The following is an 18,123-nucleotide window of genomic DNA, read 5'->3' as shown; positions in this document are numbered from 1 at the left end:
ATGAGATCAGCATGGCGTCTCTCCTGTCTCGATGCGCCATGTTGCCACAACCGTTTTAAGTACCTCACGGCTGAGCAGTAGCGGACGCTTGGTTTTTACAATCCAATCATCCGGGACCTGACAACTATGCGGCCATAGACAGAGAACTGGATCATGTCATAGCCGTCATTGAGCAGAAACCGGCGAAACACAGAGTAGGCGCGTCGCTCAGCCTTGGTGACTACGGGTAAATCAAAGAACACCAGTATGCGCATAAATCGTCTCGTGCTCTGGCTCATGGCGTGCGAAGCTACATCTCGTAGGTGTGTTGCCTCAGACCGATGAGGCTGGGCAGCTCCAGCAATTGCTCGCTGCCCCCGTCGTACATCCGCGCCAAGGATTGTGCTGCTTGCTCAATGGATGCAAGCACACTCATTTGTCCGCGTGGCATAGCCACGTCCACATTGAGCAACCCCACGAGGGCAGCTTTTTCGCAGGATTTCAACTCAATCTCGCCGTGCTGCGAGCGAGTTTGTGCCACGTGCAGGTCCACAATGGGACGGTAAGGCTCTATGAGGTCATCTGCCAAATTAAAGGAATTCTGCTCACTGCTATGGAAGAGCCCAAAACTTGGCAGCATTCCATATGCCACGAGTCCCCGCGCACAGGCACCACGGATAATGGCATAACCATAATCCAATGCAGCATTAATCCAGCCATTTTGGCCGCGATGGAAACTGCGACCAAACACTTGGGGAAAATAATAAGCGCTGGCCTGTGCCTCCAAGTTTCCTCCATCGCCAGAGCGCACGCGACGTGCATAGGAATCCAGACGATCAGCGCCAGTGATGGACAATAGTGACATACAGCGTGCCTGGTTCTGAATCTTGGACTGCACGATACGCGCCCAGGCGCGTTTGCATGTCGGCTTGTCCAGATCCAATTGGAGCCGCTGCATACGGGTAGTGCGACTATGCTGCAAAAATGGGATGAACACCCCGTTGGGCTGATGATTATCGCCCGTGCTGTAGAGTCCAATTCCGTATTCCGCGCAGGCAGAAAGTACCGGATGAGTCAGTGTGATCTCACGATGGTTGAGCACGATGACAGCGATGTCCTCAAAAGGAACACGAGCACTTTGTTCCTGTACCACTACCAGAGAAAAATGCTCACGCTTGAGCATCGCAGGACGATTGATGACCACACTACGCCAGACCACGGCGCACCTCCAGAGGGGCTGCATAGACATGACCAAGCACGTCGACGTTTAACTTTTCAATAGCAATGGCAGTTTTTACACCAATTCCACGAATAAGCCCATCCTTACCCATCGACGAGGCGCGATCTGGAGCCCATAAATTCATACTTCCAGATGCTCGATCACAGCCTGCGTAGTATCCAACGAATTTCTTTGTCTTTTGTTTAATACAGAGAAGGTCATTGGGATAGATTGAAAACAAAAAATGGTAGCTCTCATCTATGAGGGGCCATTCTATTTCGTCTTTATGGGCAACAATCGCTCTGTTTGGCAGTCCGGTTACCCGGTGATGCACATATACTGGTACAAGATAGAACTTACCTATCTTGGTAAAAAGGTCTACTCTCAACATGCTGTCGTTCTTTGCCAGTCCACCTCGAATAGAAATCCCAGTTAACTTATCTCGCAACAACCTGACCGAATGTACCACAGGTCCGGTTGGGCTGCCATTTTTATCTGGTTTATACAAAGGATTACCCAAGCCAAACGCCTTTTCTGCTTTTCCGCCATATGTTTCCAAACGCAAGCGGATGGCATCGTACAACTTGACATTGCGATGTGGATCGACCAGCTTTTCAAGATCTTTCATCGTCAGACTGGTCAATGGAACTTTTTCAATCACACCACCTTGTGTTTTCACCCGTTCCGGTTGCGCGTAGATCGTATCTTTATGAACAGCACCTCCGTTGCGACGTTGCGGCGCACGAGAAACAAACACCGGACGAAGACCTTGCAGGTCCTCATCGGTATAAGTGCCTAAGCGCCTCATATCCTCTTTAAGAGATACAAGGTCATCGGTAAAAAGCCGACTTTCCAGTTCATGTCGGAAATGCGGCCAAGGCTCTGGAAAATGTTTGCGGCCTCGATCAAACATCGTAGGGTTAAGAATTTCTCCTGTGTCCGGATCAGGGAATCCCTCCTTCAGAAATTCCAGTTCCTTGGTGCGCGAATAATCTGAAATAGCCTTTACCATGCTGTGAGTGCATGCTGCTATCACAGTAGCGTCCAGCGCGTGATGTCGGTCACTCTCTGAGCGATTTTTGGTCAATCCCCATCTAGCTCGCAAAAACGCGGTGAGCTTCCCATTGACCACCACGCAACGACGATTGATTTCCCCATCTGCACGGGACGCTAACTGCAGGTGTTCTTCCACGTAGTTCTTAAAGAATCTGCAGATATAGCGAGTGTCATTGAGGTTTCGGTCGATGAAGTCACGCGATTCTTCCTGCCCGTAGTTCTTACGCAACAGACGATTGCGCTTGGCCATACGATAAGCCTTGTTTTGCTGTACCCAGGCAACAAAATTTCGCCAGCGCTCCCCATCTTCCCCTCCTAGAAAACTGGTGAGGTATTCAAAAGGCGTGCGATTGCCTTTATTTTGATTCTCACGTGTGAGCACTAGTACCTTATTATTCTTGCTGTCATCATAGCTGCGAGAGTAAGGAAGAACATGATCAATTTGAACGTAGTTGGGGTCTTCCAGCACCCGATTAATATCCAGCGCCTGTTGGCTATAAGCGCATTGGCCATGCTGTTCTCGATAAAGCATCCACTTCTCAAAAATAACCGACTTTGGCCGGTATCCAAAATCCTTCTCAAAGTCTTCTCTGGCCTTGCTATTGCGATCACGAAACTCGTCTTGAGCTTTCTTGATCTTGTTGCGTTCATCCATTGGACGCGATAGATCTCTCGCCATCTCAATGTGTATAGCCATCGGACTCCCATAGTGTCGAATCAATGCATTGACCACCTTACGCGTCTGATTGAGTGAGCGCAGCACAACGGGATTACGCGGAATATTGGCATCTTTTCGGAATTTCATCGCCCCCACATGATCATTTTTACCTCGATATTCCCGTTCGTTTTCATAGAATGGTGGAAGGTAAAGATGTTTGGCGGCACTTGGTTGAACCAACAGACTATGGTGACCATACTCTGGAATTTTTGCAACGGCTTCATCGTAGCGCATGCCACGCTCCATGAAGGGTACGATGCGGCGCAGGGCCTTGAGAGAGAGACTGGAAAATTTGTCGAAGCTGATTTTTTCCAGAATGGCAATGCTGGTTTCTGGCTCAGGAAGATCAAGTTGATGCAGTTGACGCGTGACCTCAGAACCATCTTTGTAAACACTAAGCACCCAACCAATCTGATCAAGCAGACTAGGTTGCCCTTCCAAGGCAGGTGTACTGATACGCTGCCATAGCGTTTCTTGGCGAGCGTGTTTGAACGCCAGTCGCATTTCATGCCAAGCAGACAATTTTACCAGTATCTGATCTTCAGGATCTTTGGCTTTTTCTTCAATAATTTGTGCAGAGCTTGGGTAAGACATGCCTGCAAAGCGAATGTCTGCGTTCCACAGACCGACTTTAATTAGAGCATTTTTGATTGATTTGAATTTAAGGTTTTCACTTTGATATGGAAGAGGCAACACGATGGCGCGCTCCACTTCGTTTAGTGGACGAGTCTGCCCATCTTCTACGATGCGCAAATTATTCAGTCTAGTCAGCCATACATGCCGCTCCGCAGTGAAACTGGCTTTGGGGGCACGGTACTCGGATTTTTCAAATGTACATTTTCCAAGCATCTTCAGTAGATCTGCGCCAGACAACGCGGGCTTCTGTTGCCAGAACAAGCCGCTTCGCTGATCGCCGTTGCCAAGAATGAGTGTCTCGAAACTTTCGCTGGCATGGGGATTTCCCAAACGGCGTTGCGTGGCAAACAGCAGTGTCAGTTCTTGACCGAGCAAGATACGTGAAAGCGCTTTATCGTACTGGCCACATTTGTTGCGTTGGGCAGTCGGAAACTCTGCCAAAATCATTTCTGCTGCGCTACGGTAGCCTTTTTCTGCCATCAGGGTCGTGGTTTTCTTCAACCCTTCTTTGACGCGACCGCCTTCGGCATCACTGACTGCCTTGGCTTCTTCTGCCTTGCTTGTCCAATAGAACCCCCTGTGCTTGCACAAGTGGTAAATCACACGTGCCCATTCGATGGACGATAGCAGACGATCCAGTCCTTGTCGACGCAGCTCCCACGTACTGATGACTGATTCTTTTCCTGTGCCGTCTGTACTGGTGAAGGATGGTGTGTTTAAAAAAAGTTGGGCATCATCAATCAGACCCTCCCGCTTGAGCAAACGTGCCAGCTTGGTCAACCGCCATGCACGTCGGTAAAGCCGACGTCGCATAAGGCGTGCTTGCCGACGTACGAGGTTGAGGGGATCTCCTTTTTTGGCCGTCTCTGCCTTGTCAAAACAGCGAACACCAAGATCTACCAGATGTGTGTCACCTAGCACAGCCCATCCAACGGATGCAATCCCAATGTCAAGTCCCAGCACATAGGCGGCCATAAAAATCTCCTGTATACTTCCTCGTAGATTGTAGTTATCCGGGGTGAGAGCCGTTGCTGCAATAAGGAGGAATTGAAAAATTCCGTCCGAACCCAAAACCCAGCCGGTCACACTGGCTGGGTTTTATTTTTTCATCTTCCTTGCAACAAAAAACCCGCATAGCAACCAGGTCGCCATGCGGGTGTGAATCATGCAATGGGGGCTGTGCCCCTTGTGGTGTAGTTAGGCATGCATGGTGCCTGTCTCCTCGAAACGCTGGTGCCACGAGAGGGCCTCGGGCAGGAGGTGGGGGGTGTGCTTGCCGTGGGAATCACGGAGCGCACGCTCGTAGTAGTCGCTGATCTGGTCGCGGTAGCTGGGGTGGGCGCACTTGTCGATGATGAGGCGGGCGCGTGCCTTGGGGGCGAGGCCGCGCAGGTCGGCAAGGCCCTGTTCGGTGACGAGCACCTGCACGTCGTGCTCGGTGTGGTCCACGTGGCTGACCATGGGGACGATGCAGGAGATGGTGCCACCCTTGGCGGTGGAAGGGGTCATGAACGCGGAGATGTAGGCGTTGCGGGCAAAGTCGCCGGAGCCGCCGATGCCGTTCATGATGCGGGTGCCCATGACGTGGGTGGAGTTGACGTTGCCGTAGATGTCGGCCTCGATCATGCCGTTCATGGCGAGCACGCCGAGGCGACGGATGATTTCGGGGTGGTTGCTGATTTCCTGCGGGCGCAGCATGATCTTGCTGCGCAGTTCTTCGAGGTGTTCCTTGAAGTACTGGAACTTGGGCCCGCTCAGGCTCACGGCGGTGGCCGAGGCAAAGGCGAGCTTGCCGCTGACGATCATGTCGAGCATGCCGTCCTGCAGCACCTCGGTGTAGGAGGTCATGTTGTTGAAGGGGCCCTTGTTGAGCCCGGCGAGCACGGCGTTGGCGATGTTGCCCACGCCGGACTGCAGCGGCAGCAGGCTGGGGGGCAGGCGGCCGACCTTGACTTCGTGCTGGAAGAAGTCGAGCAGGTGCTCGGCGATGCGCTCGGAGTCGGCATCGGGCTCGGAGAAGGCGGTGTTGCGGTCGCTGGCGTCGGTTTCGACCACGGCCACGACCTTGGCAGGATCGACGCGCAGGTAGGCGTCGCCGATGCGGTCGCTGGCGCGCGTCATCATGATGGGCTGGCGGTTGGGCGGAACCTGCGTGCCGTAGTAGATGTCGTGCATGCCCTGGAGCGCGAGGCTCTGGTGGCTGTTGACTTCGAGGATGACCTTGTCGGCCTGGTCGAGCCAGGTTTTGTTGTTGCCGATGGAGGTGGAGGGCACGAGTGAGCCGTCTTCCAGCACGGCGGCCACTTCGACCACGGCGACGTTGAGCTTGCCGTAGAAGCCGAACCACACATACTGCGCGACGTGCGACAGGTGGATGTCGGCGTACTGCATGGTGCCTTCGTTGATCTTGTGGCGGCAGATGGGGTCGGACTGGTAGGGCAGCCGCATCTCGATGCCGTTGACCTTGGCGAGGGCGCCGTCGAGTTCGGGGGCGGTGGAGGCCCCGGTCCAGACGCTGATGCGGAAGGGTTCGCCGCGTGCGTGGGCGCCTTCGATGCGGCGGGCGAGTTCCAGCGGAACGAGCTTGGGCGCACCGGAGCCGGTGAAGCCGCTCATGCCGACGTTGTCTCCGGGCATGATGTGGGCGGCTGCCGCTTCGGCGGACATGATTTTTTGACGGAACGCAGGGTGCAGGACGCGCGAGGAAGCTGTCATGGCATGGAACTCGGTTGCGAGAGAGAGCCGGCGACCAGAATCAGGAAGGATTGCAAGGCTGGCCAGCCGGTGCGGTGCTTGAATCTCCTAGGGGTTTCCCTCTTCGTGGAAACCCTCAAAGCCAGAAAATTCTAGGCAGGCAATCCTACCCTCTGCTTACAGATTGAACGCAACTGGACGCAAATTCCATGCGGAATTACCCCTCATCTGGCGGCATTTTTATGCTGCGATGCAGCATCTGCGCTTATCTTGCACTGCAGCACGCAAGAAAAAACCGCCGGCAAGCGGCGGTTGAGAGGGGTGGGGCGGAGGAGGTGAACCGGGCCGCCCCGGGAGAAGCGCAGGGCTTGCTCAGGCAGCGGCCACCGTGTCGCCATCGACGGCGGAGAGCCAGTACTGCGCGTTGAAGGGGCTGCTCATGCGCAGCGCCATGGGGGTGACGTCCACGATCTTGTCGGTGGGCATCTTTTCCTCGGATTCTGCTGCCTCGACTTCGGCAGCTTCTTCATGTTCGGCGTGGGCCAGGTGCGCCCGTTCTGCTTGGCCAGCGTGTGCAGAACGGGCTACTGAAAAGAATAGAAGCACCTGAAGGGGACCTTGCGGTCCGACCAGTAGTCGGCGGCATCACGGAAGATGTCGAGCAGCTGCTCGCGGCTTTCCTTGTCGAACTTGGCGTTGGTGGGGATCTGTTCGAGCACCACGATGAAGCCGGGCTGGGGGCCGGACTTGTGCAGGGGGTCGGTGATGCAGTCGTAGAGGGCGTCGAAGTTCTTGCCGTAGTGGGCAGGCAGGTTGAACTGTTCTCCGAGCAGGTCGAGCACGTCCTGCTTGGTGTGGGCCTCTCCGAGGTTGGCGTACAGGAAGTGCTGACCCAGGCGGGCCGCGGTGGCCTGCAGGTCGGGCACCCGGAATGCCCGGATGGACTGGACGATGTTGCTGCGCACATTGCCCAGGAGGTTGTCGTGCATGGTTGCTTCTGGATTCACGGTGATTTCGGGCGACCGGGTAAGAGGCCGCCCCCTTGGTTACGTTATGGCTCTATCTTCTGGAAACTCGCGTAGTGGTCGGCGCTGTAGTAGCACGCGTCCGGCTGCTGTCTGGGGCCACCGCACACGATGCGGCGCGGGCCCCGGTTGCGGGCATCGGGTTCGGCCACGGTGTATTCGCGGTAATAGCCACGCGGGTGGGCGGGCAGAATGCGTTCGCGGTTGGCAAAGATGACGCCGTCCTTGTCGAAGGCGTAGGGGCCTCCGCCAAGGATGGCGGCATAGACCTGCTGGCCGCGCGGCGGCAGCTGGGCCAGGGCGATGGTGGAGCCACCGGAGGGCAGCAGCGCACGCGCTGCAGGTGCAGCCCAGCGGCCGCGCGATGCGGCAGCGGCAGGCGCGGTGGCGTGCGCCACAGAAGAGGAAACGGGAGAGGAGGGTGCCTGCTGCTCGCGTGGAGAGCAGCCCGCCCACAGCACGGACAGGGCCGCGAGGAACGGGAGCACGAGGGCAAGGGAGACCCGGAAGCGTCCCTGCTGCGTTCTGCTGCTGCCCGGAGCCTGGCGCGGCGCGCGGCAGCCTGTGGGCAGTTCGGCAGTCTTCGGGGCGGTGGGAGCCATGGGCAGGGAGTAACGCAAAACCTGTGCAGATGACCATGGCGGCATCTGCGGATTGTTCTTTTGGAAGGCCCGCATCCGGCCCGTGAAAAGGCGGGGCGGGGCAGGTGTTTCGGGGCGCAAGTTTGCCCCAAACGTCTCGAAAGATCAATACTTTCGCTGCATTGTGGGGGCCTGTGCATGGGTTACGGCAAAAGCTTGCAGGGGGCAGGGGGATGTGCTATTGCGCCGCATCATGGCGGCCCGATCTGCAGCATGGAACGACGGGAGACACGGCCAGCGGCCGGTCTGCCGGGTGTCCGGCAAGGGCCGGGGGTGGATGGAAGGCGGAGGGTGGGCACATACTATGCACATGGCTTCCTTTTTCGTGCGGCATGGCCGCAATCTCCGGGGCACGGATTATGCGGTGGGGGATATTCACGGCTCCTTCACGGCGCTGGCCGCGATGCTGGATCGGGTCGGGTTCGATCCGGCACGCGACCGGCTGTTTTCGCTCGGCGATCTGGTCAACCGCGGACCGGATTCGGCACGGGTGCTGGAGTGGCTGGACAAGCCGTGGTTCCATGCGGTGAGCGGCAACCACGATTTCATGGTCTGGCGCGATGCGGCGGGTGATCCCTACCCCTATGTGGATCACCGCGAGCATGGCGGAGGCTGGTTCGCGCGGCTGCCGGCGAGCGAGCGCCGGCTCATTGGCCAGCGGCTGCGCGCGCTGCCGCTGGCAGCCGAGGTGGAGACGCCCGACGGGCCGGTGGGGCTGCTGCATGCCCAGTGCCCGACGGATGACTGGGACGATGTGCGCGAGGGCCGCCTCTCGCCCGAGCAGTGGCACACCTGTCTGTGGGCGCGCACGCGCTACCGGGCGCAGGACCCGGCCGTGATTGCCCATGTGCGGGCCGTGGCGCACGGCCACACCACCATTGCCGAGGCCCGCCGGCTGGGCAATCGCCACTATCTGGACACGGGGGGCTGGATGCCGGGGCAGGGGCATTTCACGCTGCTGAACTTGCACACGCTGGAGACGGTGAAGGAGCCGGATGCACCGTCCCTGAAATAAGAAGCGGGGGGGTGCGCAGGACCAAGGACAGCCCCTGTCCCGGGACGACCCGAGACGGATCAACACCAGACGAGACAGGGCCCCTGACTCCCGGAAGGTTCCGGAAGGGCAGGGGCCCTGCAAATCCGGCAACCTGTGACTGCCCGACGCCCACGATGGACGCCGGCCAGCGATCACGCTGCCGGAGGGACTGAAGCGACTCAGAGGCCGTCGGCGTAGGCGCTCACGGGCACGCAGCTGCAGAACAGGTGGCGGTCGCCGTAGACGTTGTCGATGCGTCCCACGGGCGGCCAGTACTTGGCCTGGGCGCCGACGCTGCCGGTGTGGCGTGCCGCCGCGATGTCGCGCGGGTAGGCATGGGGCCAGTCTCCGGCCAGGAGGCTGTCGGCGGTGTGCGGGGAGTGCTTGAGCGGGTTGTCGTCCTGCGGCCATTCGCCCTGTTCGACGCGGCGGATTTCGTCACGGATGGCGAGCATGGCGTCGATGAAGCGGTCCAGCTCCTCGCGGGTTTCGCTCTCGGTGGGCTCGACCATGAGGGTGTTGGGCACCGGGAAGGACAGGGTGGGGGCATGGAAGCCGTAGTCCATGAGCCGCTTGGCCACGTCCTCGGCCATGACGCCGCTGGTGTCCTTGAGCGCGCGCAGGTCCAGGATGCACTCGTGTGCCACATGGCCACTGGCGCTGGCGTACAGCGTGGGGTAGGCGTCGGCCAGCCGGGTGCTGATGTAGTTGGCACTCAGGATGGCGGCCTCGGTGGCATGGCGCAGGCCGTCGGCGCCCATCATGCGGATGTACATCCAGGAGATGGGCAGCACGGAGGCGTTGCCGTAGGGAGCGGCACTCACGGCACCACCCTGACTGGGTACGCCGCCGGTGCGATGGCCGGGCAGGTAGGGAGCCAGATCGGCCACGCAGCACACGGGACCCACGCCGGGACCGCCACCGCCGTGGGGGATGCAGAAGGTCTTGTGCAGGTTGAGGTGGCTCACGTCGCCGCCGAATTCGCCGGGAGCGGCCACGCCGACGAGTGCGTTCATGTTGGCGCCGTCGACATAGACGCGACCACCGTGGCGGTGCACCAGCTCGCACAGCTCCTTGACCTGGGTCTCGAACACGCCGTGGGTGCTGGGGTAGGTGATCATGACGCACGCAAGGCGGTCGGCGTACTCGGCGCACTTGGCGGCCAGGTCGGCCATGTCCACGTTGCCCTGGGCGTCGCACGCGACCACCACCACGTCGAGCCCTGCCATGTGCGCGCTGGCGGGGTTGGTGCCGTGGGCGCTGCTGGGAATGAGGCAGATGGTGCGGTGTGCATCGCCACGCGCGGCGTGGTAGCCACGGATGGCCAGCAGTCCGGCGTACTCGCCCTGCGAACCGGCGTTGGGCTGCAGGCTCACGGCGGCATAGCCGGTGGTCTGGGCCAGCCAGGTGCAGAGCTGGTCATTGAGCTCGGCATAGCCTGCCAGCTGGTCGGCCGGGGCGTAGGGGTGAAGGTTGGCGAACTCGGGCCAGGTGATGGGAATCATCTCGCTGGTGGCGTTGAGCTTCATGGTGCAGGAGCCGAGCGGGATCATGCTGCGGTCGAGCGCCAGGTCCTTGTCGGAGAGCATGCGCAGGTAGCGCAGCATGCCGGTCTCGGAGTGGTAGCGGTGGAACACCGGATGCGCCAGATAGCCGCTGGTGCGCAGGAGGCCTTCGGGCACGAGGGCCGGAGCGCTGGCGTCGAGGGCGTCGATGTCCGGCAGGGCGGCACCGTCCTGCCCGAAGATGCGCCACAGCAGGGCGAGGTCGTCACGGGTGGTGGTTTCGTCGAGCGACACGGCGACCAGATCGGCGGCCACGCGGCGCAGGTTGGCGCCCAGGGTCACGGCACGCGCCTGCAGGCGGTCGGCCTCGGCAGCGCCCACGCGCAGGCAGAGGGTGTCGAAGGCGCTGTCGTGGTGGTAGGCGGTCCAGCCCAGGCTCACCAGGCCGGCCTTGAGGATGGCGGTATAGCGGGCCACGCGGCTGGCGATGCGGCGCAGCCCGTCGGGGCCGTGGTAGACCGCGTACATGCTGGCAATGACGGCAGGCAGCACCTGCGCCGTGCAGATGTTGCTGGTGGCCTTTTCGCGGCGGATGTGCTGCTCGCGGGTCTGCAGGGCCAGCCGGTAGGCGGGATTGCCGTGCACGTCCTTGCTCACGCCGACCAGACGGCCCGGCATGGAGCGCTTGTAGGCATCCCGGCAGGCCAGATAGCCTGCGTGGGGGCCACCGGCGCCCATGGGCATGCCGAAGCGCTGGGTGGTGCCCACGACGATGTCGGCTCCCATCTCGCCCGGCGCCTTGAGCACGGCAAGGGCCAGCAGGTCGGCCGCGAGGATGAACGCTGCGCCCTTGGCATGGATGGCCTCGGCCGAGGCGCTCCAGTCGGCCAGCCAGCCGGTGCTGGAGGGGTACTGCTGCAGAGCTGCGAAATAATCGTCCCCGGCCAGGGCCTGCCACCATTCCTCCTGGCTGTGCAGAAGGCGCAGGGTGAGGCCCAGCGGCGCAGCGCGGGTCTGCAGCACCTCGATGGTCTGGGGATGGCAGTCGGCCGACACCAGCAGCACCTGCCCCTTGGCCTTGACGGAGCGGCGCGCCAGGGTCATGGCCTCGGCGGCGGCGGTGGCCTCGTCGAGCATGGAGGCGTTGGCGATCGGCATGGCGGTGAGATCGCTGATCATGGTCTGGAAGTTGACCAGCGCTTCCATGCGGCCCTGGCTGATTTCAGCCTGATAGGGCGTGTAGGCGGTGTACCAGGCGGGATTTTCCAGAATGTTGCGCAGGATCACGCCGGGCAGGAAGGTGCCGTAGTAGCCCTGTCCGATGAAGCTGCGGAGAACCTGGTTGCGGGCTGCGATGGTCTTGAGCTCGGCCAGGGCGGCGGCCTCGGTCGTGGCAGGCGGCAGGCCCATGGGGGCGGCACGGCGGATGGTCGCCGGCACGATGGCGTCCATCAGCGCGGCACGGCTGGCCACGCCCACGGCGGAGAGCATGTGGGACTCGTCGGTGGCGCTCAGGCCGATGTGGCGGGCGACGAATTCGGAGGGATTTTCAAGAGCGGCAAGCGTGGGGGAGGTCATGTGCGCACCGGAGAAAGGGAAGGGGCAGAGAGCGCCCCGGCACCAGGCGGGGACGTCAGGAAGAAACGGCCGTGCAGCCACAGGCCCTCCCGCAGCGGCGGAAGGAGCAGCACCTCACGGCAGGGCACAGCCAGCCGGCACCCGCGCAGGATGCCGGCGAAGGGCCCGGGAGCTGCCTCAGGCAGCGTCTGCGAGGCGGGTGTAGGCGGTGGCGTCGAGCAGGGCGTCGAGCTGGGACGGATCGGCAAGGCGCACCTTGAAGAACCAGCCGGCTTCCATGGGGTCGCTGTTGGCCAGGGAGGGGTCGTCACGCAGGGCCTCGTTGACCTCGGTGATCTCGCCGGACACCGGCATGTAGACATCGGCGGCAGCCTTGACGGACTCGACCACGCCAGCCACGGCCTTCTGGTCGTAGGACGTGCCGACTTCAGGCAGCTCGACGAACACCACGTCGCCAAGCGCATCCTGCGCGTGGTGGGTAATGCCGACGGTGGCGATATCGCCGTCGACCTTGATCCATTCGTGGTCGGGGGTGTATTTGATGGTCATGTGTAGTCTCCGCAAGACGAGGACAGGAAGAAAGGAAGAGAAGGAAGGAAAGAAAAAATTCCAAGGGGGGCCGCAACCGCAGTGGGGCTCGCAGCCCCTCCCTGCCTGTGCCGGCACGCGCGCCATGCGCCGGGCGGACACGAGGCAGGAGAGTCGGAGCGCTGGCCCAGCCGGCGCCCCTGCGGCCATCAGCCGCGGTAGTACCGGGTGGGCACGAAGGGCATGGAAGCCACCACCATGGGCACCGGCTTGCCACGCACGATGGCCAGCACCTCGGTGCCAATGGCGGCAGAGCCAGCCTGTACATATCCCATGGCAACGGGCTGGTTGAGGCTGGGGCTCAGCAGCCCGCTCGTGACATGGCCGATGGGGGTGCCGTCTGCCGCCTGCAGCGGGGCGGGCTCGCGCACCGGCACGCGCTCACGCGCCACCAGCCCCACGCGCACGCGCTCGGGCGGAATGCGGCCATCGAGCTGGTCGAGCACGATGCCGGCACCGGGGAACCCGCCTGCACGCGCGCCACCGGTGCGACGCACCTTCTGGATGGCCCAGGTCAGGGCAGCTTCCACCGGCGTGGTGGTGGTGTCGATGTCGTTGCCGTACAGGCACAGGCCCGCTTCGAGGCGCAGGCTGTTGCGGGCGCCCAGACCGGCGGGGCGCACTTCGGGCTCGGCCAGCAGCGCACGGGCAAAGGCCTCGGCCTGTTCGCCGGGCACGGAAATCTCGAATCCGTCCTCGCCGGTATACCCGCTGCGGGTGACGAACAGATCGACCACGCCCCAGCGGAAGCGCCCGCCCGTCATGAACACCAGCGATTCAACCCCGGGCACCAGGCGCGACAGGGCCGCGACGGCCTGCGGTCCCTGCAGCGCAAGCAGGGCCTGAGTGGGCAGGGGCACCACTGCGCAGCGCGCGCCGATGCGGTCCTGGATATGGGCGATGTCACCGGCCTTGCAGGCGCCGTTGACGATGACGAACAGATCCTCGCCCGTGTTGACGAACATCAGGTCGTCGATGATGCCGCCTGCATCGTTGAGCAGAAGACCATAGCGCTGGCGCCCCGGAGCCAGACCGACCACATCGACGGGCATGAGGGTTTCGAACGCGGCAGCCGCATCCGGCCCCACAAGGCGCAGCTGTCCCATGTGGGACACATCGAAGAGACTGGCCGCCTGGCGGGTGTGCTGGTGCTCGGCCAGCAGGCCGGCGGGATACTGCACCGGCATGGAATAGCCGGCAAAGGGCACCATGCGGGCACCGAGTTCGAGGTGCAGGGCATGGAGAGGGGTGAGGAGCAGGTCGGTCGAGGGAGCAGACATGGGAGATCTCCGGTGGGGACTGCGGAATCCGTCGTTGAAGGGGGCGGCCGATCCGTTGCGCCATGCAACGGCGTGCGGCAAGCCGCTCACCCCGCTGTCCACTTTACCTGAGAGATTCGCCGGCACGATGATCGGCTTGCTCCTTCGGTGGCGGTGGGGTGTCGCTCCCCACGCGCGCTCTCCAGCGAAGAACATTCCCGCCTGGGAATGGCTGCCAGTCCTGGTGCCTGAGCGTTGCTGTGCGCCTTCGGCGGCCCGGCTGATCGATGTACGCTCCCGGACGCTCTCCTGACAGGGCCCGATTATAGGGGGAGGCGCCCCTGCGGCGGCCAGCAATCTGCAGGCGGCCGTGGCGCGCCCGCCGCAGTCGCGGCCCCATCGGCCGCCCATGCCCCCACAGAATTTGTGAACGAGTGCGACGCATGTCACAGAAAGATCGTCCCCGGGGCTTGACGACAGACAGCACAGGCCACTCCACCCCACAATTTGTAGCAATCCTGCCGGCGCCCCCGGCGCGGAACTTTTACCATGGAGGCGTCTGCGATACGGGAGGACTGTCAGGAGCCTGCGTCGCAGGTTCCTGCTAGGTCTATATCCCTTTTCCAAGGAGAACGATGATGAAAAAATGGATCGCCCTGCTGGCCGTGGCCAGCCTGTCTACCCTGGCCACCGGTTGTTCCACGTGGAACGGCATGAGCCGCTCCGACAAGGGTGCCGTGATCGGTGCCGGTGCTGGCGCCGTGGTGGGTTCCAACCTGGGTGACGGCAGCCTGCTCAACACCGTCGGCGGTGCCGCAGTCGGTGGCCTGATCGGTCACGAAGTGGCCAAGTAAGCCGACTGCTGCCGCGCACGCACAGCCGGTGCCCAGATGCACCGCACAAGGCGAATCCACACGGGTTCGCCTTTTTTCATGCGCGCAGGCTGCTGTTTCTCGGCACAGAGAGGTCTTTCCCTGACACAAGATATTGTCACTTGGCGTTGCATCGGAGGGGCGAAGAAGCACCACGTACTACACCGATTGATCCATTGAATGGCGGTACTGAATCAGCTCTACCCGTCTTCCGAAGATATCTCAGGCTTAGGTGCCAGGCTCACGGACCAATTGCCACCTTCCTCTTGATGAGGAGTGAGCAGATCATAGGTTCTGACCATGTTCAGCAGTCCTGAATGCCCATAGGTTTGAGGAGAGAAAGCTGGGTCTGTACGCTTGAGATATTGCCCCAGAACACCCAGGCCAACCTTGCCTTCGGACGTATCGCTGGCCAGCAGAGAAACGGCTTCCACCAGAAACCTCGGCCTGCGCTTGACCGCTGGCTTGGACTGTTCCAGCTTTGTGGTATCCGACTTCACGGCCTCTGCCTTGGCCGCCTTTGGGAGAGTATGAGCAACAGGTTCGGCAGAGGGCTCTGGCCGCATCCATTCAAAGAACTGATCGCTGGCGTTGCGCAGTGCATCGGGAGTTTTGGGTTCTCCTACGATGCACACCGTTGCACCGCGCTCGCGCAATTTGCGACAGAGATACGAAAAGTCCGAGTCACTGGTGACGAGGCAAAACGTGTCGGCACGATGATCGAACAGCGCCTCCAATGCATCGAGCGCCAGCGCAATATCGGCGGTGTTCTTGCCAGCAGCGTACTGGTACTGAAGGCATGGAGTGAAAGCCAGACGTACCAGGGCTTCCTGCCACTTGTGAGCCAGCGTACTCTGATTGCCATACCCCCTGCGCAAAACAACACGGCCGAACTGCGCCACCATGCGCAAGGCATGTTCGAGTATTTCGGGGGACACGTTGTCGCAATCGACCAGTACGGCCACGCGAGTTTCTGGAATAAGGGACGTCGTATTGTTCACTGGACTGTGAGTTTTATGATCGATCGATGGACAACCTGTCCTTGCCGCTTCCGGTCGTATCTGGACTGCCCGTATTTTTCAGACGGCTATCCAGTTTGCCCGAACAATGGCCCGCCCTTCAAACCGTCGTTGATCAGGATAGGGCTGAGACAGTTTAGCGGAGGGGCAACAGCCGAGTTACAGAACCATTTGGGACAATTGCACCCATCTGTACCCATTCCTGTCCAGGCCAGAGAAACGGGGGGCCGACTATGCTCCTCAGCCCGCAAGCAGGCGGGCGGCCCATTCGTGGGGGAGGCCCCAGAGGAGCAGGCTGGTCATGAGCACGTAGCGCACGAACTTGCCGAGGGCCATCCAGCCCATGCAGGGCCAGCCCGGCATGCGCAGCCAGCCGGCCACGGCGCACAGGGGGTCGCCGATGACCGGGAGCCAGGCCAGAAAGCAGGCCTTGGGGCCCAGGCGATGCATCCATGCGAGTGCCCGCAGGTGCACCCGGCCATGCCGGGCTTTTTCGGCGAGCTCGTTGGCGCCCAGGCCCATCCACCAGGTGAGCATGCCACCCAGGGTGTTGCCCAGGGTTGCGACGCCGATGGCGGGCCAGAACAGGTGCGGATTGAGTGCCACCAGCCCATAGACCGCGGGTTCCGATCCCATGGGCAGCAGGGTGGCGGAAACGAATGCCACCACAAACACGGTGCTGAGACCGTACTGGGGCATGGCGAGCGCGTGCAGCAGCGACGTGAAGAAGGCGTCCATGCCGCCGGAGTATACGGGGCACGGCAGTCCCGACAGACTCGGCAGCGGAGTGCCGCGCCGGTCAGTCGGGTGTATGCCGCAGCTTGATTGCGTAAAAAACAAGCAGTACAATCGATCCCCTTTCTCCCCCGCTCGCGCCGTTCGCGCGCGTCGCTCTCCCCCGCCTTTTCCTGTTCATGCAACTCGCCCAGTTCACCCTGCCGAATCGGCTGTTTGTCGCCCCCATGGCGGGCGTGACGGACCGACCGTTCCGCCAGCTGTGCCGGCGCTTCGGCGCCGGGCATGCCGTGAGCGAAATGGTGACCTCGCGCAAGGAGCTGTGGCACAGCCTCAAGACTTCGCGCCGTGCGGACCATGACGGCGAGCCAGGCCCGGTGGCTGTGCAGATCGCCGGCGTGGATGCAGCAGAGATGGCCGAGGCCGCACGCTACAACATCGACCGGGGCGCCCAGATCATCGACATCAACATGGGTTGCCCGGCCAAGAAGGTGTGCAACAAGTGGGCCGGCTCGGCCCTGATGCAGAACGAGGCGCTTGCGCTCTCCCTCATCGAGGCGGTGGTGGCAGCCTGCGCGCCGCACGACGTGCCCGTGACGCTCAAGATGCGCACGGGCTGGCGCCATGACCAGCGCAATGCGCCCCGCCTCGCACGACTGGCGCAGGAGGCAGGGGTGGCGCTCGTGACGGTGCATGGCCGCACCCGCGAGCAGGGCTACGGTGGCGAAGCCGAATACGCCACCATCGCCGCGATCAAGTCGGCGCTGCGCATTCCGGTGGTGGCCAATGGCGACATCGACTCGCCCCGCAAGGCCGCTGCGGTGCTGCGCGCCACAGGCGCCGATGCGCTGATGATCGGTCGTGCGGCCATGGGCCAGCCCTGGATCTTCCGCGACATCGACCATTACCTTGCCACGGGCACCCTGCGGGAGCCGCCCACGGTGCGCGAGGTGGGCTCCGCACTGCTCGACCACCTGCGCGATCACTATGCGCTGCATGGCGACTGGGCCGGCGTGCGCAGTGCCCGCAAGCACATCGGCTGGTACGTGGCTGGCCTGCCCGGAGGCGATGCCCTGCGACAGACGGTGAATGCCCTGGAAGACGCCGAGGCGCAGTGGCAGGCCGTGCACGACTGGCTCGATGCCCTGGGAGAACACCACCTGCACTGGCCCTCGCCAGCCGCCGATGCCGCACGCACCGTGGAGAACTGGCGTCCCGCCACGCCGCGTGCTGCCGCCGGCCCCGATTCAAGAAATACGACAAAGGAAACCGCAATCCCATGGGACATGAACGTCTTGAAGAATGCGTGCGCAGCAACCTGCTGACGTACCTGGATGACCTGCAGGGGCAGGAACCGAGCAACATGTACGACATGCTGCTGCGCGTGGTCGAGAAGCCGCTCCTGGAGCTGGTGATGGAACAGGCACGCAACAACCAGAGCCGGGCCGCGCAATGGCTCGGCCTCAACCGCAACACCCTGCGCAAGAAGCTCGTCGAGCACGGCCTCCTGCCTACCACCGACAAGGATTGACGCCATGGAGCCCCAAGTTCCCGTTCGCCCGC

Annotated in this window: 15 protein-coding genes and 2 riboswitches; of the genes, 4 read left to right on the top strand and 11 right to left on the bottom strand. The window is 61.8% G+C overall.

The window, feature by feature from the left end; translation table 11 throughout:
* Nucleotides 1-95: 95 nt before the first annotated feature.
* From cas2 to ACE3P9_RS08600, 6 genes are all read right to left on the bottom strand, one after another.
* Complete coding sequence (cas2, locus tag ACE3P9_RS08625) at nucleotides 96-254, bottom strand: CRISPR-associated endonuclease Cas2 (protein ID WP_374493370.1); 159 nt, start codon at nucleotides 252-254, stop codon at nucleotides 96-98.
* A gap of 35 nt (nucleotides 255-289) precedes the next feature.
* Nucleotides 290-1,198: a type II CRISPR-associated endonuclease Cas1 gene (cas1, locus tag ACE3P9_RS08620; RefSeq protein ID WP_374493357.1), complete on the bottom strand. Its 909-nt coding sequence runs from the start codon at nucleotides 1,196-1,198 to the stop codon at nucleotides 290-292.
* Nucleotides 1,185-4,694 carry a type II CRISPR RNA-guided endonuclease Cas9 gene (cas9, locus tag ACE3P9_RS08615; RefSeq protein ID WP_374493355.1) on the bottom strand — a complete coding sequence of 1,170 codons (3,510 nt, stop codon included), beginning with the start codon at nucleotides 4,692-4,694 and terminating at the stop codon, nucleotides 1,185-1,187. The genes cas1 and cas9 overlap by 14 nt, the downstream gene beginning before the upstream one ends.
* A gap of 111 nt (nucleotides 4,695-4,805) precedes the next feature.
* The gene (locus ACE3P9_RS08610) at nucleotides 4,806-6,323 is read right to left on the bottom strand and encodes an acetyl-CoA hydrolase/transferase family protein (RefSeq protein ID WP_374493353.1); all 1,518 of its coding nucleotides are present in this window, start codon (nucleotides 6,321-6,323) and stop codon (nucleotides 4,806-4,808) included.
* A gap of 563 nt (nucleotides 6,324-6,886) precedes the next feature.
* A complete protein-coding gene (locus ACE3P9_RS08605; RefSeq protein WP_374493351.1) occupies nucleotides 6,887-7,291 on the bottom strand; it encodes a barstar family protein in 405 nt (134 codons plus the stop codon).
* A 62-nt stretch (nucleotides 7,292-7,353) separates the two neighbouring features.
* A complete protein-coding gene (locus ACE3P9_RS08600; RefSeq protein WP_374493368.1) occupies nucleotides 7,354-7,656 on the bottom strand; it encodes a ribonuclease domain-containing protein in 303 nt (100 codons plus the stop codon).
* A 622-nt stretch (nucleotides 7,657-8,278) separates the two neighbouring features.
* On the opposite strand from ACE3P9_RS08600, the gene ACE3P9_RS08595 reads away from it, so the two are divergent.
* Nucleotides 8,279-8,983, top strand: coding sequence for a metallophosphoesterase (locus tag ACE3P9_RS08595; protein WP_374493349.1), 705 nt, complete (start codon nucleotides 8,279-8,281; stop codon nucleotides 8,981-8,983).
* A 200-nt stretch (nucleotides 8,984-9,183) separates the two neighbouring features.
* Here ACE3P9_RS08595 and gcvP read toward each other — a convergent pair whose 3' ends face one another.
* The 3 genes from gcvP to gcvT all read right to left on the bottom strand — a co-directional run bounded on the left by gcvP (nucleotide 9,184) and on the right by gcvT (nucleotide 13,955).
* Nucleotides 9,184-12,087 (bottom strand): aminomethyl-transferring glycine dehydrogenase, encoded by a 2,904-nt coding sequence (gene gcvP, locus ACE3P9_RS08590; RefSeq protein ID WP_374493347.1) that lies wholly within the window; start codon nucleotides 12,085-12,087, stop codon nucleotides 9,184-9,186.
* 177 nt (nucleotides 12,088-12,264) lie between these two features.
* On the bottom strand, nucleotides 12,265-12,636 hold the full coding sequence (gcvH, locus tag ACE3P9_RS08585) for a glycine cleavage system protein GcvH (protein ID WP_374493345.1): 372 nt from the start codon (nucleotides 12,634-12,636) through the stop codon (nucleotides 12,265-12,267).
* A 188-nt stretch (nucleotides 12,637-12,824) separates the two neighbouring features.
* Nucleotides 12,825-13,955 (bottom strand): glycine cleavage system aminomethyltransferase GcvT, encoded by a 1,131-nt coding sequence (gcvT, locus tag ACE3P9_RS08580; RefSeq protein ID WP_374493343.1) that lies wholly within the window; start codon nucleotides 13,953-13,955, stop codon nucleotides 12,825-12,827.
* 84 nt (nucleotides 13,956-14,039) lie between these two features.
* Nucleotides 14,040-14,150: riboswitch (glycine riboswitch) on the bottom strand.
* Between the two features lie 10 nt (nucleotides 14,151-14,160).
* Nucleotides 14,161-14,256: riboswitch (glycine riboswitch) on the bottom strand.
* Nucleotides 14,257-14,572: 316 nt separating this feature from the next.
* On the opposite strand from gcvT, the gene ACE3P9_RS08575 reads away from it, so the two are divergent.
* Complete coding sequence (locus ACE3P9_RS08575; protein ID WP_374493341.1) at nucleotides 14,573-14,788, top strand: glycine zipper 2TM domain-containing protein; 216 nt, start codon at nucleotides 14,573-14,575, stop codon at nucleotides 14,786-14,788.
* Nucleotides 14,789-15,006: 218 nt separating this feature from the next.
* Here the strand turns inward: ACE3P9_RS08575 and ACE3P9_RS08570 are convergent, their stop codons facing one another.
* Both ACE3P9_RS08570 and ACE3P9_RS08565 read right to left on the bottom strand, forming a co-directional pair.
* Nucleotides 15,007-15,771 (bottom strand): NYN domain-containing protein, encoded by a 765-nt coding sequence (locus ACE3P9_RS08570; protein WP_374493339.1) that lies wholly within the window; start codon nucleotides 15,769-15,771, stop codon nucleotides 15,007-15,009.
* A gap of 294 nt (nucleotides 15,772-16,065) precedes the next feature.
* Nucleotides 16,066-16,563, bottom strand: coding sequence for a YqaA family protein (locus tag ACE3P9_RS08565; protein WP_374493337.1), 498 nt, complete (start codon nucleotides 16,561-16,563; stop codon nucleotides 16,066-16,068).
* Between the two features lie 176 nt (nucleotides 16,564-16,739).
* On the opposite strand from ACE3P9_RS08565, the gene dusB reads away from it, so the two are divergent.
* Both dusB and ACE3P9_RS08555 read left to right on the top strand, forming a co-directional pair.
* Entirely contained in the window at nucleotides 16,740-17,885 is a 1,146-nt protein-coding gene (gene dusB, locus ACE3P9_RS08560) for a tRNA dihydrouridine synthase DusB (protein WP_374493335.1), read from the top strand.
* Nucleotides 17,840-18,091: a helix-turn-helix domain-containing protein gene (locus tag ACE3P9_RS08555; protein ID WP_374493334.1), complete on the top strand. Its 252-nt coding sequence runs from the start codon at nucleotides 17,840-17,842 to the stop codon at nucleotides 18,089-18,091. Before dusB ends, ACE3P9_RS08555 begins: the two co-directional genes overlap by 46 nt.
* The last annotated feature ends 32 nt before the right edge of the window (nucleotides 18,092-18,123 follow it).

It is taken from the genome of Allobrachymonas sp., assembly GCF_041912815.1.
In the GTDB taxonomy this organism is placed as follows: Bacteria; Pseudomonadota; Gammaproteobacteria; order Burkholderiales; family Burkholderiaceae_C; genus Brachymonas.
This window is presented reverse-complemented; position numbering and strand designations above follow the sequence as displayed.